18 protein-coding genes are annotated in these 16,808 nt (G+C 58.2%); 13 read left to right on the forward strand and 5 right to left on the reverse strand.

Features of this window, described 5'->3' with window-relative positions; genetic code table 11:
- Positions 1–39 precede the first annotated feature (39 nt).
- Genes SKTS_RS09535 through SKTS_RS09545 form a run of 3 tightly spaced genes read right to left on the reverse strand, consistent with a single transcriptional unit; the run spans position 40 to position 2,457 of the window.
- The gene (locus SKTS_RS09535; RefSeq protein WP_173063827.1) at positions 40–456 is read right to left on the reverse strand and encodes a bacteriohemerythrin; all 417 of its coding nucleotides are present in this window, start codon (positions 454–456) and stop codon (positions 40–42) included.
- 17 nt (positions 457–473) lie between these two features.
- Entirely contained in the window at positions 474–1,946 is a 1,473-nt protein-coding gene (gene glgA, locus SKTS_RS09540) for a glycogen synthase GlgA (protein ID WP_173063829.1), read from the reverse strand.
- Positions 1,947–1,995: 49 nt separating this feature from the next.
- On the reverse strand, positions 1,996–2,457 hold the full coding sequence (locus SKTS_RS09545; protein WP_244617302.1) for a DsrE family protein: 462 nt from the start codon (positions 2,455–2,457) through the stop codon (positions 1,996–1,998).
- 205 nt (positions 2,458–2,662) lie between these two features.
- Between SKTS_RS09545 and SKTS_RS09550 the strand changes: the two genes are divergently transcribed.
- From SKTS_RS09550 to SKTS_RS09580, 7 genes are all read left to right on the forward strand, one after another.
- Positions 2,663–3,631, forward strand: coding sequence for a response regulator (locus tag SKTS_RS09550; RefSeq protein ID WP_173063832.1), 969 nt, complete (start codon positions 2,663–2,665; stop codon positions 3,629–3,631).
- A 44-nt stretch (positions 3,632–3,675) separates the two neighbouring features.
- Positions 3,676–4,596 (forward strand): phosphogluconate dehydrogenase (NAD(+)-dependent, decarboxylating), encoded by a 921-nt coding sequence (gene gnd, locus SKTS_RS09555; RefSeq protein ID WP_173063835.1) that lies wholly within the window; start codon positions 3,676–3,678, stop codon positions 4,594–4,596.
- On the forward strand, positions 4,593–6,077 hold the full coding sequence (gene zwf / locus SKTS_RS09560) for a glucose-6-phosphate dehydrogenase (RefSeq protein ID WP_173063838.1): 1,485 nt from the start codon (positions 4,593–4,595) through the stop codon (positions 6,075–6,077). Before gnd ends, zwf begins: the two co-directional genes overlap by 4 nt.
- A gap of 155 nt (positions 6,078–6,232) precedes the next feature.
- Positions 6,233–6,865 carry a DUF1780 domain-containing protein gene (locus SKTS_RS09565; RefSeq protein WP_173063841.1) on the forward strand — a complete coding sequence of 211 codons (633 nt, stop codon included), beginning with the start codon at positions 6,233–6,235 and terminating at the stop codon, positions 6,863–6,865.
- Positions 6,866–8,168: 1,303 nt separating this feature from the next.
- Positions 8,169–8,462 (forward strand): hypothetical protein, encoded by a 294-nt coding sequence (locus tag SKTS_RS09570; RefSeq protein ID WP_173063844.1) that lies wholly within the window; start codon positions 8,169–8,171, stop codon positions 8,460–8,462.
- Between the two features lie 103 nt (positions 8,463–8,565).
- On the forward strand, positions 8,566–9,267 hold the full coding sequence (locus SKTS_RS09575) for a hypothetical protein (RefSeq protein ID WP_173063847.1): 702 nt from the start codon (positions 8,566–8,568) through the stop codon (positions 9,265–9,267).
- 72 nt (positions 9,268–9,339) lie between these two features.
- Positions 9,340–9,609: a hypothetical protein gene (locus SKTS_RS09580; RefSeq protein ID WP_173063850.1), complete on the forward strand. Its 270-nt coding sequence runs from the start codon at positions 9,340–9,342 to the stop codon at positions 9,607–9,609.
- Between the two features lie 137 nt (positions 9,610–9,746).
- Here the strand turns inward: SKTS_RS09580 and SKTS_RS09585 are convergent, their stop codons facing one another.
- Positions 9,747–11,267 (reverse strand): mechanosensitive ion channel family protein, encoded by a 1,521-nt coding sequence (locus SKTS_RS09585; protein ID WP_173063853.1) that lies wholly within the window; start codon positions 11,265–11,267, stop codon positions 9,747–9,749.
- A gap of 78 nt (positions 11,268–11,345) precedes the next feature.
- On the opposite strand from SKTS_RS09585, the gene crcB reads away from it, so the two are divergent.
- The 6 genes from crcB (at position 11,346) to SKTS_RS09615 (ending at position 16,175) form a co-directional block, all read left to right on the forward strand.
- The gene (gene crcB / locus SKTS_RS09590) at positions 11,346–11,729 is read left to right on the forward strand and encodes a fluoride efflux transporter CrcB (RefSeq protein WP_173069127.1); all 384 of its coding nucleotides are present in this window, start codon (positions 11,346–11,348) and stop codon (positions 11,727–11,729) included.
- A gap of 3 nt (positions 11,730–11,732) precedes the next feature.
- Positions 11,733–12,047 (forward strand): DUF190 domain-containing protein, encoded by a 315-nt coding sequence (locus SKTS_RS09595; protein WP_173063856.1) that lies wholly within the window; start codon positions 11,733–11,735, stop codon positions 12,045–12,047.
- 2 nt (positions 12,048–12,049) lie between these two features.
- Positions 12,050–12,805: a sulfite exporter TauE/SafE family protein gene (locus SKTS_RS09600; protein WP_173063859.1), complete on the forward strand. Its 756-nt coding sequence runs from the start codon at positions 12,050–12,052 to the stop codon at positions 12,803–12,805.
- A gap of 88 nt (positions 12,806–12,893) precedes the next feature.
- Positions 12,894–14,054, forward strand: a complete 1,161-nt coding sequence (gene sucC, locus SKTS_RS09605) for an ADP-forming succinate--CoA ligase subunit beta (RefSeq protein ID WP_173063862.1) — start codon at positions 12,894–12,896, stop codon at positions 14,052–14,054.
- A gap of 8 nt (positions 14,055–14,062) precedes the next feature.
- Entirely contained in the window at positions 14,063–14,935 is an 873-nt protein-coding gene (gene sucD, locus SKTS_RS09610) for a succinate--CoA ligase subunit alpha (RefSeq protein WP_173063865.1), read from the forward strand.
- Between the two features lie 319 nt (positions 14,936–15,254).
- Entirely contained in the window at positions 15,255–16,175 is a 921-nt protein-coding gene (locus SKTS_RS09615; RefSeq protein ID WP_173063869.1) for a hypothetical protein, read from the forward strand.
- Positions 16,176–16,200: 25 nt separating this feature from the next.
- Here the strand turns inward: SKTS_RS09615 and SKTS_RS09620 are convergent, their stop codons facing one another.
- The gene (locus SKTS_RS09620) at positions 16,201–16,428 is read right to left on the reverse strand and encodes a hypothetical protein (protein ID WP_173063872.1); all 228 of its coding nucleotides are present in this window, start codon (positions 16,426–16,428) and stop codon (positions 16,201–16,203) included.
- Positions 16,429–16,808 lie beyond the last annotated feature (380 nt).

Below are 16,808 nucleotides of genomic sequence, written 5' to 3' on the forward strand. Positions count from 1 at the left end.
GATGTAACGCGATCCGCGTTTGACTTGATCAGGGGTTCCTTAGCTGAGCCCTTTGGAAGCCAGGTATTCTCCCAGGACTTTTTCCCCCTTGAGGAGGTGCAATTCCGCCCAATCGGTGACGAAGGCGAGAATCAGCTTCAATCTGTGGGGATCGGAGAAGAACAGCGTTTCATTGAACATGTCGAGTTTCTGAAGCAGTCCGAGATGCTCCCGGGCATGGCCTTCCAGGCCGGGAAAGCCATATTCGCTCATGAGACGCTCCTCGAAACCGAAGTGCTGACGGGCGAGGAGAACGAGACCGTCCATCAATTCATGCATGACTTCGCTGCTGGCACCATCCTCAATGGCTGAAATTACTCGATTGACCTGTTCGACGATCTGCCGGTGTTGCTCGTCGAGAGAGGTAATGCCAATGCCATGCTGAGATTCGTTCCAGATCAGGCCAGCGTGCTTCATGATGTCTGCTCCTAGCACTAAACGCGTTGTAGGACCGCCCCATACAGCGCCAGGTATTCCTCGGCGCTCCTGTTCCAGCTGAAGTCGCGGCTCATGCCATTGTATTGTATTTTGTGCCAGCGGTCCTTGTCGCCATACGCGTCCAGCGCTCGTTCGATGCAGTCCTGCAGGCCATTCACGGTGGTGTGCCTGAAAACGAAACCGGTGGCCGTGCCGTTGGCGATGTTTTCCGGGGTGGCATCCACCACTGTGTCCACCAGTCCTCCTGTCGCGTGTACGATTGGTGGCGTGCCGTAACACTGGCTGTACATCTGGTTCAGGCCGCAAGGCTCGAAGCGCGAAGGCATGAGAAAAATGTCAGCGCCGGCTTCGATCAGATGCGATAACCCTTCATTGAAACCGATGACTGCAGCGATCTGATCCGGATATGCCTGAGCGAGCGCGATGAATTCTTCCTCCAGCGCCGCTTCGCCGCTGCCCAGAATGACAATCTGCACCGGGTGCTCAAGCAGGGCGGGCGCGATGGCGGGCAGGAGGTCCAGGCCCTTCTGGTAAGTCAGGCGACTGATGACCCCCAGCAAGGGAATGTCCGGATTTTCCTCCAGGCCCAGTTTGTGTTGCAGCGCGCGCTTGTTGGCGGCCTTGCCGGACAGATCGTCGACGCTGTAGTTGTGCGGGAGGAGTTTGTCCGTGGCCGGGTTCCACTCGTGTCCGTCGATCCCGTTGACGATGCCGGTGAGGTCCAGGTAACGCTGAGCCAGCAAGCCCTGCATGCCGAAGCCCAGCGGCTCCTCCTGGATTTCCTCGGCATAGGTCGGGCTTACCGTGGTGATGTGGTTGGCGTAATACAGCCCCGCCTTGAGAAACGAAATCTGGCCGTAGTATTCCACCCCGTTAATGCCGTAGCTGGATGGCGGCAGGCCCAAAGCGGTGGTGAGCAGCGGCGGGAAACATCCCTGGAACGCCATGTTGTGAATGGTCATGACGGTGGCGGCGCTGGGAGGCGGGCTGAAATGCAGATAGGCCGGCGTCAGGCCGCTTTGCCAGTCGTTGCATTGCACGATATCCGGGCGCCAGTCGAGGGGGCTGGCCGAACTGCCCAGAATGGCCCCGACCTTGGAAAGCAGGGCAAATCGCTGGGCGTTGTCCACCCAGTCGTGGCCGTTATGGTCAATGTACGGGCCGCCGTCGCGCTCGTAGAACTGCGGATAGTCGATGATCAGCAGCGGCACGCCGCTACCCGGCAACTCCGCTTCGAGCAATCGAACCTCGCCGTGGAAGCCGGTATGCGTCATGCTCACGGCGAGGCGCTTGTCGGGCAGGGCATCCATCACCTTGGGGTAACCCGGCAGCAGGATGCGCACATCCACGCCCAGCTCGCGCAAGGCGGCGGGAAGCGCGGCGCTGACATCGGCCAGACCGCCGGTCTTGAGCAGGGGCGTGACTTCCGGCGTGACGAAAAGTACCTTGAGGGAGTTTGGGGGCTGCATGAATGATTCCTGCGGTTTCTACCGATTGTAATTATTGCTGAGGAGGAGGTCAGGGGCGGATGTAGGAGTAGCCCTGTTCCTGTTTCTCCATCAGGTATACCACGCCGGTGCGGGTGTAATGAATATGGGGCAGCATGTCTGCCGGGGTGAGTTGCAGGCCGTGCATGGTGTTCTCGCAGGCGACGACCTTGATCCCGCTCTTGATCGCCTCGTCGACCCGGGGCTCGACTTGCGACTCGATCCTGAGCATGTCGATGGCGGGTCCGTACGCCACGATTTCGATTGCCACGTTGTTTTTGCCCAGCTCCGCCTGTACGTTTTTGGCGTTGATCAGTGTCAGGTTCCATTTGCGCGGGTCGTCGTCGCTGACCTGGAACACGACCTTGTGAAATTTGCGGGCAGCGTGAGCGGTTTTGTCAGCAGCCATGGAGGCATTGATGCCGATGGCGCACAGGATGACCAGGGCCATAGCGAAGCCATGGCGCATGCGAGATGTAAGTTCGATCTTCATAAATGCAATGATGCTGGAAGTGGCGAATAAGCTCAAGGTCAAAAGGGGTGGCCTTGTCGGGTGAGTGCATAATTCAACTCGAATCGCCCCATCCAGAAACATTACGGCGAGATCGAGGTCGAAAAAAAATGGCAAGAGAGTAAGATTTCCGGTGTGACGCCCGGTGAAACTGGCGTAATGCCCTCAAAATATGAAGGTGACGATTATGTACAGAATATTGCTGGTCGACGACGAACAGAATGTGCTCAATGCCTTGCAACGCGAGTTGCATGGGAAATACGAGATCGAAGCTTTCATTTCTCCTGTCGCAGCACTTCAGCGCGGCCGCGAGGTTAAATTCGATCTGGTGATTTCCGATTACCAGATGCCGGAACTCAAGGGCACCCAGTTTCTCAAGCAGTTCGGCGAGATCCAGCCGGATGCGGCGCGCATGATATTGAGCGGCCAGGTGGATATCGACGGCCTGCTCGGCGCGATCAATGAAACGCATATATACCGCTTCATCGCCAAGCCCTGGGACGAATCGGAACTGAAAATCGCCATCGTCCAGGCCCTGGACTACCGTCGCATCACCCTGGAAAACACCCGCCTGGCGGATGCCTACCGCAACACCCACGCCCAGCAGCAATGTCGCACGGTGGATAGGGTTCACCGCATCATTCTGGTGGACGGCGACGAGGCCGCGCTGAAGCTGGTTTTCAACGGGCTGACTCAGCCAGCCGCTTATGGCGGCATGTATAACGCGATGCGGCGGGATTTTGGCCAGAGCGAGGCGGGTGGGCACCACGACTTCAAGTATGTGGTGGATTGCTTCGGATCAGGGCTGGAAGCGCTGGAACACATCGCGAAAACCCCCTATGAACTGGCCATCGTGGCCTACAAGCTGCCGGAAATGGACGGCATCACTTTTCTCGGCGAATTGCGCAAAATCCATCCGGATGCAGCATGCATCCTGATCAGCGCCAGTCCGGACATGAATACGCTGTCGCAAGCCGTCAATGAAGCGCACGTGGACAGCTTTCTCCATATTTCGTGGGTGAACTACGAACTCAAAGCGGACGCCATGCGCAGGTCCTGGAACATTTACCAGCTCAACGCGGCCGTCATGCAAGCCCTGGTGTCCCGCGATCTCGTGCTGGAGAATCGGCGCCTGGCTGAAATGATGCGTGAATGACGCCTGTAATCGCAGCATGTTGAAGTCCATTTTGAGGGAAACGCATGAAAAAAATCGGCATGATCGGCCTGGGCCGCATGGGTGGCAACATGGCGCGGCGCTTGCGGCAGGGCGGGGCGGAGGTGGTCGCGCACAACCGCAATTGCGCGGTGACGCGCGACCTGGCGGCGGAAACCGGTCTGCGGGCTGCGGAGACATTGCCGCAACTGATGGAGGAGCTGGGCGCCGCACCGCGCATTGTCTGGCTGATGCTCCCGGCGGGCGAGGCTACCCAGCAGACCATCGACATGCTCCTTCCCATGCTGCAGGCGGGAGATGTCCTGGTGGACGGCGCCAATGCGTTTTACAAGGATAGCCAGCGCCGCGCCGGTGAACTGGCGGCTCAGGGCATCCGCTTCGTGGATGTGGGGGTTTCCGGCGGCGTTTGGGGGCTGAAGAACGGCTACGCCATGATGGTGGGCGGCGAGCAGAATGCCGTTGAGCAACTCGAACCCTTCCTGAAAATTCTCGCTCCCGCGCCCGACAAGGGCTGGCTGCATTGCGGTCCGGCCGGTTCCGGACACTTCGTGAAAATGATTCACAACGGCATTGAGTACGGCATGATGCAGGCCTTCGCGGAAGGCTTCGGGCTGATGAAGGGCAAGGCGGAATTCGACCTGGACCTGGCCGCGATCGCCGAAATGTGGCGCCACGGCAGCGTGGTGCGTTCCTGGCTGCTCGACCTGAGCGCGGAATTCCTGCAACAGGACCAATCGCTCGATGCCATCGCGCCCTTTGTGGCGGATTCGGGCGAAGGGCGCTGGACAGCTTTCGAGGCAATCGAGCAGGGGGTTCCCGCCCCGGTGATGTCGCTGGCGCTGATGATGCGTTTCGCCACCCAGGGCGCCAACGATTACCCGGCCCGTCTGCTGGCCATGATGCGCAAGGGTTTCGGCGGCCACGCCGTGAAGGACGGCGAAAAATGAAGCCGGCCCAAGCGCTTCAGCCGTGCAGTTTCGTGATTTTCGGCGCCACCGGCAATCTATCTTCCAACAAGCTGCTGCCGGCTCTCTATCACCTCGAAGTCAAGAAGCGTATCCAGGAAAACATGAGCTTCATCGCCTTTTCCCGGCGCGAGTGGGGGCAGGAAGAATGGCTCGCGCACATGAAGCTGAGCCTGCAGAGCAAGCTCGGCGAGCGCTTCGATGACGCTGTTTTCGAGCGTTTTGCCGCCCGGTTCTGCTATGTCCAGGGCGAACTGCATGACCCCGAAGCCTACCGGCGCTTGCTGGAGGTGTTAAGCCGGCCGAAGTGCGGCGTATGCTCCAACGTGGTGTTTTACCTGGCCATCAAGCCCACCGAATTCGGCGCCGTCATCAACAACCTGGATGCGGTCGGGCTCAACAAGCCGCGCGGCCTGCACCGCGTGGTGGTGGAAAAGCCCTTCGGCGAGGATATCGAGAGCGCGCGCATGCTCAACGAGCTGCTGCACCGCCATTTCGACGAGGAGCAGGTGTTCCGCATCGACCACTACCTGGGCAAGGAAACGGTGCAGAACCTGCTGGTGTTCCGCTTTGCCAACACCCTGATCGAACCGCTGTGGAACCGCAATTTCATCGACCACGTGCAGATCACCGTGGCCGAGGAGGTGGGGATCGAGAAACGCGCCGACTATTACGACAAGGCCGGCGCGCTGCGCGACATGCTGCAGAACCACCTCATGCAGCTGCTGACGGTGGTGGCGATGGAGCCTCCTCCGGCGATGGAAGCGGATGCGTTGCGCGACGAGAAGGTCAAGGTGCTGCGCTCGATCCGTCCGATCGCCAAGCGCGCGATCAATGCACACGCCTTCCGTGCCCAGTACGCGGCCGGCACCATCAACGGCGAACCGGTGGTGGGCTACCAGCAGGAGGAGGGGGTGGAGAAAAATTCTGCCACCGAGACTTTCGTCGCCGCCAAGTTCTACATCGACAACTGGCGCTGGCGCGGCGTGCCGTTTTACCTGCGCACCGGCAAACGCATGCCGAAGCAGATGTCGATGATCGCCATCCGCTTCCGCCACCCGCCGCAGCAACTGTTCCGCGAAACTTCAGTGGAGACCATCGAGCCCAACTGGGTGATTCTTTCCATCCAGCCCTCGGAGAGCATGCACATGGAAATCCACGCCAAGCAGCCCGGCCTGGGGATGGAAACGCGCGTGATCCAGATGAACGCCTCCTATCGCAAGGCGCACGAAGCGCCGCTCGACGCCTACGAGGCGCTGCTGCTGGACGTGATCGAGGGCGACCGGACCCTGTTCATCCGCTTCGACGAAGTGGAATGGTCATGGCGCGTGGTCGACCCGATTCTCAAATACTGGGAGCAGGAGCGCGAATTCATCCACACTTACCCGGCGGGAACCTGGGGGCTGCACGACGCGGACCGCTTGTTCGACTCGGAAGACCAGGAGTGGCGCAACGAGCTGTAGTCATGCCGGGTGGCGGTAATAAGCGGCTGAATACCCGAAAAAAACGCATTGCGTTGATTTATAATCAAGTTTTGACTTGATTCCGTGTTTATAAACCAGCCCAATAAAAATGTTAAGTTATTTATTGGAGTCTAACTTTATGTTAGAAGGTATCCATGGCCGGTGACGAGATGACCGATGAAGAATATCTGGCTGCGGTTCGAAAGGCGCGCGAGGAGTCCGTTCGTTTCTTTTCTTCAGGGAATCGAGGGGAGCGAGAGCTTTGGGTTGCGAAGGAGTTTTTAACCAACCTTGGCCTGGAGTTCCAGTATTCGGAGCTTATCCACGTTAAGGACGACCCGCCCGACGTACGTTTTCGGGAGGCAGAATTCGAGATAAAGGAAATTCTCGACCCGGGCCGTAGACGTCACGCTGAATACAAGGCTTCACTCGAAACGGCCAATGCTGCCACTACGCCAAGTGAACTTCTAGAGCCTGCTACGCCAAAGGACATTACTTATGGCGAGATCTATGTCCTGATCGAGGAACAGGTCAAGAAGCTGTGTTTCAAGTATGGCCCTAGCGAACGAGCGAAGATGGACCTTCTCTTCTACGTGAACCTCGAAGACGTATACGGTTACGTGGCGACCCCGCTACCATCGCCCGCGTGCTTGAGGCCGCTCGGATTCCGCTCCGTATCGTTGGTGATGGGGCGCTTCAGTGGTGTCCTGATAGCCTCCGAGACCGCGCCAGAATTTTTGAGGAACGGTGGCGCTCGCATCGTTCGGCGACCAGATACAAATGAATAGGGCTCCATCCACCAACGCATTCGAGCGGACGAAATTGCGAGGCTCAACTCGGACGTTGGAGGTTTTTGCATGATGTGCCGCTGGTTCTACGCTGATGAGAAGCTTAGTCGAGCGGTCCGTTTGCTTGCCGTCCTGCCGGGCGATGTTCGTTCACGACTGCTCAACGCATTCATGGAGTTCCATCCACTCACTGAGGCGGATTTCCCTCCCAAACTCCGGAAGCATTACCGGTGGGTTATGAAGCAGCTCACTAAGCGAGGTCCGATGTTGGACTACAAGGGAGAGGTCTATCGTGGGTCGGTGGAGCACACGCTTAGTCATATTCGCAACTCAACGGGTGCCAAGATCGCGGAAAGACTCGTCATGCTCCATGATGAGGTTGCGGAGGCTATCCGTATTGAAACCACATCGTGTCCCCGGTAGGAGAGGAACGTCCGAAATGTCCGCTAACCTTGGAATCAACGGGCTCTGCGTGAAAAGCCGCGTAGTACAGTTATTCCCACGTTAGCTATCAAAGGAGCGACCCATGAGCGCAATCGTACTATTGGAATGGAAGTTCACGCCAACTGACTACTTCGATGAAGTATATATATGGGGTCAGACACGATTTAATTCCAGTTGCCGTTGCAGGTCAATGGCGAGAATCGCGGGCTGGTGTCGATGTGTTTGTAGCGCGCCATCCTGTCCATCCGGCAAATCATGATGGATGGATATTGATGCACCCGGCCAGTTGAGGCAAGATGCGGGGATGATACTTCTTCTACAGCGTCGTTGGGGCACTTAATGGAACAGCCTTCCGGAATCGACACTTTTGCTCTGTGTGCTAGTCTGTTCGCGGCTCCAGCTGTTCTGGCGCTGTTCGGTCTCGTAGGCTCCATTGGCCAGTCGAAGGGAACCGCTCTCCCTGCTATTTTGGCAAGTGCTCTTGGCTATAGAGTGGGCGCCCGTCTATCTGGCCGTGTCATTGCCTCTTGGTTGGCTTCTGTGGCGCCTACTGCCTGCCGTCTGCTCCTCCAAACAATCTTTTCTGCCTCCGCTGCTGGTGGCAGTCTGTGTGTTTTCGCTCGTTGCTAATGCGCGCTTTCTCGGCATCATGGCTGTTGGGCCGCTTGAGCCTGAGGTTTTCACTTTCTTAGTAGGGGTGCCCTTGAATGCAACGGCTTTTATCTGGCTACACCGCCGAGTTCCCTAACATGGCGCCCAACCTCGCTCCCTTCGGTCGCTGGGCGCTGCGCAATAAAGCGGCGCAGCGCCGGTTAGCTCTACGTTTGGGCTGTGCCTTATGCGTAACGAGACTTCCAACTTGAAACGTTTCTTGGCCTTGCTTGTGTTTGCGCTATTCGTAGCTGTCTCAAGTTTTGCGCTGAACCAATTGTTTGGCGTTCCTTTTGAAGTTATGCAACTGGTGACTGCAATAGGTCTTGTGATTATGCTTATATCATTTTTGATTTATGCAAAAGGTATTGGCGTCTTAAAGCCAAAGCGAATGACCTCCCAAGAACAACAGGATCGCATTAAACTATTGAGCGAACTCGATCAATTACAGGCCAATGATAGTCCAGCAAGTGGTAATAAACGTGAACGTTCGCGGCCCTAACCCTGGCCAAGTTCACTCCCTCCGGTCGCTGGGACGCGCCTTCGGCGCGCCCCTTAGCTCCACGTTGAGCCTCATGAAAATTTCATCGTACGCCGGAGCGGTTATGAAAAAATCGTATATTGCCAGTGTCGCGTTTTTGCTCATCTTCTGTGGCACTACGGTAGCCAGCGCTGAATCAACATTCACGTTTGAGTCAGTCGTAACGCTCGACGAAATGTCATCGCTGATTCGGGCGAAATTTCCACTTGGAACTTCACGCGCAAATGTAAGGCGCGTGTTTGTTGAAGAGGGGCGCGCAACACTAAAGGTTAAGGCTGATTATTCTAGTGTCGAGAAGTACATCTACGATATTGATTTATGCCATTACTACATTTGGCGCTGGAACATATCCGCTGACTACGACGCCAATAATAAATTGCGCCAAGCATATGTAAACGGAAACATTGTTTTTCCGAACGGCAAACCAATGAAGATTGTTTCAAAGATTGCGGAAACAGGGAAAAAGGCATCGATATATCGGGTGCAACGTCCTAGGCCAGAAGCATACAAGGGCGAGAGTTCACTGGGCTTTGTGCTCTTTGATCGCGACAGCGATCCGAAGACCACCGATGATCAAGCCCTCATTGGCGCCGGTCCTAGCCGAGCCGATCCAATGAATATGGGCAAACTAATCACCTATACAGACGTCGATCCATGGCGCTCTATTTTTGATTTCGATGCCGCTGACCGTATCGTGCCTTATCAAAGTGGTTGCAATGAAGTCGATAGGCTAATGAAGACGCAGATGGGGGCACAGAGGCGATGAGGCCCAACCCATCCATCAACACGGACGCTGCGCGATGAAGCCGCCGGCGTCCGTTATGTCTTAGTATAGTCGATGGAATTTTTCGATCATCCAAAAGTCTTGATCTTGGTTGGGATACTCAGCATCCCAATCTATGCGTCCTTGGCAAAGATGTTTTGGGGTGAAAAGTTTGAGTCGCTGGGGGACACAATCAAGTTTTTGTTCACGCCAGACCTTTACTCACTTTTTAGAGGGCGGTTCTGGGATGACTGGTATGCAACAACAAAATTTAACTTTTTCTTGTTTCTCTGTTTTGGATGGGCCGCAGCGATAACTGAGCTGCTGGCAAGACATGTGCTCTGAGAACATAACCCTGCAATCAATCCGACCGGCCAAGCGGCCATCGGGTTATTTCCACGTTATGTGCGCTTCGCCGGAGTTTTGATTGCCAGAGCAGTCCGACTTGTTGACTTTTCTTGCGTGCCCTCTGCGATCTGTTATCACAGACCGAAAAAACGCTTAACCATGCTCAGGATTTCCGAGTGTTGCTGCGCTTGGGAACGCTGGGCTTCGGCGAGATCGTCCTGCACGGAATGCAGCTCGGCCTGGCGCGCTACCAGCACCTGGGTGATTTCCTCCGCCATGGAGGGGCGTGAATGGATAATGCTTTCGAAGGACTTCTTGTCCAGCCGGTAGCATTCCACGTCGGTTTTGGCTGTCACCGTGGCGCTGCGCGGCGCGCCGGTCATCATGCCCATTTCGCCGAAAAAGCTCGGCGCCTTGATGGAATTCAGGGTGCGTTTGCCGTTGGGTGTTTCCAGCACCACGTCGGTTTCGCCTTCGGTCAGGATGTAGAGCCAGTGCGCCACCGCACCTTGCGTGGTGATCGCGTCGCCCTTGGCGAAGGGTGCGAATTTCAGGCTTTCCGCCACGGCATGCAGTTCGCTCTCGCTGAATAGCCGGAACAGGTCGATTTTGCGCAGGGCGGCAATCCGCCGGTTGGTCTCGCGCGTATGCCGCGCCTGGTCCTGTTTTTCGCCTTCCTTGATGACGTGCACGTTCTGCTCCGGTACCGGCAGCCTGATGCCGGCGCGCGCCAATGCGGTGTAGATATGGGTGCGCACGGCAGAATCCGTGGGGTCGTCGTTGGCGAGGTCGGTCAGCCAGTAGCGCACCGCGTAGCGCGCCGAGCTCTTGTCGAAATCCATCATGATGCAATTGGGCGCGGGCTGTTTGGCGACCAGCGGGATGTCGGCGGCCTGGATGGCATTTTCAACGATATTGGTCACCCGCACCGGCGGGACGCTGTAGTCCACGTTGAACCACACCCAGCGTCGCCATTGTTCGGGCTGGCCCACGCGCTTGCCGAGCACGCTGAACTTGGTCTTCATCAGCACGCTGTTGGGGATGACCACCGTTTCCCAGTTGCGGGTCTCGATCGAGGTGGAGCGCCAGCGGATGTCCACCACCTTGCCGATGACGTCGTCCGCCTTGATCCAGTCGCCGATTTCGAAGGAGTTGTCGAGCTCCAGCGCCAGCCCGCCGAGGATGTTGCCGAGCGTGTCCTGCATGGAGAAGGCGATGACCGCGGTGATGACGGCCGATGTCGTGACGATGCCGGATAGGTCCACGCCGGCGTAGCGCAGTCGCACCATGCCCCAGATGATGTAGGCGAGGATGACCAGCATGTCTTCGAGGATGCTGGGCGGCGTCAGGCGCACGAGGGGAAGCAGGATGCGGAAGACGAACAGCCCGGAGAGCCGGATGACGGCCATGCCTTCGGCGACGATGAAGAGTTCGTGCAGGGCGGAGGCCGCGCCGGCGAATCCGAGATGATCGACAATGCCGCTGATGAACAGTCCGCCCAGGCAGGCGAAGAAGAAGCCGAGCGTGTTCGCAAGTGTGCGGCGCACGGCCGGTTTGAAGCGGTAGAGCAGCAGCGCCGCCAGCAACACGATGCCGATCAGGTAGGCGATATCCTGATGCCAGGCGAAAGCGGAAATCCGTTGCAGTTCGTTCATGCTGCAACTTTAGCAATAATCCTGACGCAATGGGAACTCCTGCTAAAATTGCGCAATCAATTTAAATCGGGATTGGCGATGGGCTGGTACGGCTTGCTGGCAGTAGGTGTAGGCGCCGCGGTGGGGGCGTGGCTGCGCTGGTGGTTCGGGATGTTGCTCAACCCGCTTTTTCCGACCTTGCCGCTGGGCACGCTGGCAGCCAATTTGCTCGGCGGTTACCTGATGGGGGTGGCGATGGTGGTGTTCGCCGAACATCCAGGTCTCACGCCGGAATTGCGCCTGCTCATTGCGACTGGCTTCCTCGGCGGTTTGACCACCTTTTCGACTTTTTCCGGCGAGACGGTCACGCTCATGTTGCGCGCCCAGTATGCCTGGGCGGCCGGGATCATCGGCCTGCACGTGGCGGGTTCGCTGGCGATGACGCTATTCGGCGTCTGGACCGTCAAGGCATTGAAAGGATAAGAGATGCTAGGTATTTGCCTGAAAATATACGTGAGCGAGGCGCGGCGCCAGGACGGCAAGCTGCTTTACGAGTGGCTGCTGGAACAGGCGAAGGCCCTGGGTATCAAGGGAGGCACGGTAATCCGTGCCATCGACGGGTATGGGCGCCACGGCAGGCTGCACGAAGAGACATTTTTCGAACTGGCGGGGGAGCTGCCGGTGGCAGTCGAGTTCCTGCTTGATGAAGCTCAGTGCGAAAGCTTGCTGGCGCTCCTCAGGGCGCGGAAACTGAAGCTGTTCTACGTCAAGATGGCAGCGGAGTTCGGGATCTCGCAATAGAGATGGGCTTTGTCGATCAGCTCGTACTTTTTATCGCGTCGTTCACCGCCAACTGGTTTTCCGCGCTGTCCGGGGGCGGCGCCGGCCTGATCCAGTTCCCCATGCTGATTTTTCTCGGCCTGCCGTTCGGCGTGGCGCTGGCGACCCACAAGGTGGCGAGCGTCGCACTGGGATTGGGGGCGACCGTGCGCCACTTCAGGGAAAGCCACCTGGAACGGCGCTTTTCCCTGATCATCCTGGGTGCCGGCCTGCCCGGCGTGGTGCTGGGCGCGGGCACCATCCTCAAGATTCCGCCCAGTTACGCCCAGTTCGCCCTGGGTGTCTTGACCCTCGCTCTGGGCCTGTATTCGGTGTTCAAACCCAGGCTGGGCATGGAGCATAGCCCGAGGAACCGCGAGGGCAGGGCGTTGCTCGGCGGCATGGTCGGGCTGTTCGTGGTCGGCTTCCTCAACGGTTCGATCACCTCCGGCACCGGCCTGTTCCTGACCATGTGGCTGATCCACCATTTCGGCCTCGATTACAAGCGTGCCGTGGCTTACACCCTGGTGCTGTGCGGTCTGGTATGGAACGGCACCGGTGCCCTGGTGCTGGGCCTGCTCGGCACCATCGCCTGGAGCTGGATGCCGGCCTTGCTGGCGGGTTCGCTGATCGGCGGTTATCTCGGCAGCCATTATGCGCTTAAGAAAGGCAATCTGTGGATCAAGCGCGCTTTCGAAATCGTGACGATCCTCATCGGGCTCAAGCTGATTATCGGCTAGGCCTGTGCTGGATTAACCGGGAATTTTCCGCCACAATGGCGACCTTTGGGCCTGCGGGTCCGGTTGTGAATTTTCAACGAGAAAAACCATGAATCTGCACGAATATCAGGCGAAACAGTTGCTGCGCGACCAAGGCATTCCCACGCCGCGCGGCGTGGTGCTGGACAACGCAGGACAGGCCGAAATGGCGGCGACTCATCTGGGCGGCGACGCCTGGGTGGTCAAGGCGCAAATTCACGCCGGCGGCAGGGGCAAGGCAGGCGGGGTGCGCGTGGTGCGCAGCGTGGACGACCTGATCCATGCGGTGAGCACTTTGCTCGGCAGTTGTCTGGTGACGTATCAGAATGCCCCCGACGGGCAGATGGTGACGCGCCTGCTGGTGGAGGAAACCCTCGATATCGCGCGCGAGATTTACCTCAGCCTGACCGTGGACCGCGAATCGGAGCGCATCGTGCTGGTGGCTTCCGGCAGCGGCGGCATGGAAATCGAGGAAATCGCCCGCACCGATCCGGACAAGATTTTGCGCGAAGTGTGCGATCCGGTCTGGGGGCTGCAGGATTACCAGTGCCGCAACGTCGCTTTCGGCCTGGGGCTGGAAGGCGCGCAGATCGGCGCTTTTACCCGATTGGCCAAGGGCATCTACCAGATATTCATGCGCAACGACCTGTCCCTGGTGGAAATCAACCCGCTGGTGGTGACCTCAGCCGGCGAACTGGTGGCGCTGGACTGCAAGATCAGCGTGGATGACAACGCCCTCTACCGCCAGAAGGAACTGGCCGTGCTGCGCGACCCGACCCAGGAAGACGCCAAGGAAGTGGCGGCGCGCGAGGCCGATCTCAATTACATCGCCCTCAACGGCAACATCGGCTGCATGGTGAACGGCGCCGGCCTGGCCATGGCGACCATGGACCTGATCAAGCTGCACGGCGGCCAACCGGCCAATTTCCTCGACGTGGGCGGCGGTGCGACGGCGGAGACGGTAGCGAAAGCGTTCAAGATCATCCTTTCCGACGCCAACGTCAAAGCCATCCTGGTCAATATCTTCGGCGGCATCATGCGCTGCGACATCATCGCCGAGGGCATCATCACGGCGGTCAAGGAAGTGGGCGTCAAAGTGCCGGTGATCGTGCGCCTGGAAGGCACCAACGTCGAACTGGGACAGAAAATGCTGGCCGAAAGCGGGGTGGGGGTGATCTCCGCCGATGATCTGACCGATGCGGCCAAGCGCGCCGTGGCAGCGGTGGCGTAGGAGAAAACATGAGCATTCTGGTCAATAAAAACACCAAGGTCATCTGCCAGGGCTTCACCGGCAAGCAGGGCACTTTCCACTCCGAGCAGGCGATCGCCTACGGCACCAAAATGGTCGGCGGCGTGACGCCGGGCAAGGGCGGGCAAACCCATCTCAAGCTTCCGGTATTCAACACAGTGCGCGACGCAGTGAAGGAAACCGGCGCCGATGCCACCATGATCTACGTGCCGCCTGCCTTCGCGGCTGATTCCATCATGGAAGCGGCGGCGGCGGGGATAGCGGTGATCGTGTGCATCACCGAAGGCATTCCGGTGCTGGACATGATGAAGGTCAAGGCGGCGCTGCAGGATAGCCGGTCCGTGCTGATCGGGCCCAACTGCCCCGGCATCATCACCCCGGACGAGTGCAAGATCGGCATCATGCCCGGCTTCATCCACAAGAAGGGCAAGGTGGGCATCGTCTCCCGTTCCGGCACGCTCACCTACGAGGCCGTGTACCAGACCACCAAGGCCGGCCTGGGCCAGACCACCTGCGTCGGCATCGGCGGCGACCCGATCAAGGGGCTGGATTTTATCGACTGCCTGAAAATGTTCCAGGACGACCCCGAGACCGAGGCCATCATCATGGTGGGCGAAATCGGCGGCACGCGCGAAGAGGCGGCGGCGGAATACATCAAGGCCCACGTCACCAAGCCGGTAGCCGGTTACATCGCCGGTCAGACCGCGCCCAAAGGCAAGCGCATGGGCCATGCCGGGGCCATCATCGCGGGCGGCAGCGGTCTGGCTTCCGACAAGATCAAGGCGCTGGAGGCGGCCGGGGTAGTGGTGGCCGAATCGCCGGCGGGACTGGGCGAAGCCGTGCTGGAGGCAATGCGGAAATAATCGCTTAACAACTCCGGACCTGCGGGAAGTCATTCCGGCAGGTCCGGGGATACATCCTCACGCCGGCGCATCGCGCTTGCGCTTGCCTGTTGCGCATCACCGCTGCATTTCCTGCCAGTGGTCATTTTCCCGTCATGCTTCATGTACGCCCTGTAATGGAAGCGCAGTGGGAAGTGTGTTTCAATAATTCCCATCGCTGCTACAAATTTCTTGCTTCTGCGGGCCACTTCCCGCTTTCCCCTTCGCGTAAAAGCTGCAACCACATCGCGAACCAGTTGTCTCAAACAATTCCCGGATATTGCCAGAAGGAGATTCCATTATGGATCGAGATACGCATTTCCTCAGTTTCTTTCATACCGTAAAGCATATTTTCAGCCATGCCGCCGTCACCCTGCTGGCCGTCGGCGTGGCTTTCTCCCTGCCGATGGCGGCCCAGTACATCCTGTATACCTGGTGGCCCCGGGTGGAAAGCAACTCGAAGTTACTGATGATTACCGAGATCAGCTTCGCCGCCGTGCTCGTCGCGCTGTTCAACCTGATTCTGGTTGCCAGGGCCGGGCGGCGCAGCCTCCGGATGAACCGCATCGCCTCGCTGGTGCACGTGCGCGAAGGAGATAGCTGGTTTTCGCGCTGGAGCGACCGCGATATGCGCAACAAGATCCGCGGGGCTCGTGACGTGTCGGTGATGTCCGTTACCGGCTACGATACATTCGTGTCTGAAAAGCGCGACCTGCACCGCTTCATCGACGACAGCTACGAGCTCAGGGTGATGCTGATGAATCCATATGGCGCGGGAGCCAAGCGGCGGGTGCAATCGCTGGGCGAACTGGCGTCCATCGAAGACTACATGCGGGAAACCGAGGCCACGATCGAACGCCTGGCCAGTCTCGCGGCAGCTGGCAAGAAGGTCACGCTCAAATTCTATGAGGACCCCCCGTTTTGGAATCTGATCATAACGGGGGAATACGTATGGGTGCAGTATTGCCACGACGGCCACGAACTGAAGACCCAGCCGGAATACGTCTTCGCCCTGCGCAAGGACAGACCGGCGCAAGGGCTGTTCTCGCCTTTCTACGTGCATTTTCTCAACCAGTGGGATGACCCGCGCCACCCGGAATACAATTTCGCCAACAAGGAACTGGTCTACCGCAACGAAAAAGGCAATGAGGTGGGATGCATCCCCTACCCGCCGAAGAAGGAGCGGCGCGAGGAAACACGCCTCGTGATGGTGGCGAGCTAACGAGGTAGTTCCACAGCAGCCCCGTTCACATGCCGACCTTGTCCGCAGTGATGCCACGCTGGCAGACGTGCTCCAGCACTGCGTCGGAGCTTACGGCTTTCGGATTGTAGGTGATGGTCAGCATGTGCGGATGGCCTGGGCTGAAGCATGCCGATACCACGCCATCGAGTTTGTTGATCGACGATTCCAGACGCAAGCGCTCGTCCATGGGAAGTGCTGGATGCACATTGATGAGAAAGTCCACGAGGTCCATGATCGTTCTCCTTGTACTTGGGTTTGCAGCCCTTTTTTGTTCCCTTGACGATTGAGCCTACGCTTGAGGGTGGCGCTCTTCAATTACGTAAAGCATGTAATTCCATATGGGTTGAGTACTTCACCCTGCCGTATCATTTAACTTCGGGCTGCTGCTGGATAGCTACATGCGCTTCCGCGCTTTTGCGAAACCGGATCATGGTTTTGTTGTCTTTGTTATTGGGAACTCAATGCTTATCAGGAGGAAAATGTCATGGCTAATAGACTCAAGGCAAGATCCGGAAGGGATAGGCGCACTTTGAAGCTGGGTCCGCTTTCCGGTTGGATGGAGCGTCGCTGCTCCGTCGAACGGCGCAAGCCGCGTGCCCGTAACTACCTTTT

Source organism: Sulfurimicrobium lacus (assembly GCF_011764585.1).
Taxonomy (GTDB): domain Bacteria; phylum Pseudomonadota; class Gammaproteobacteria; order Burkholderiales; family Sulfuricellaceae; genus Sulfurimicrobium; species Sulfurimicrobium lacus.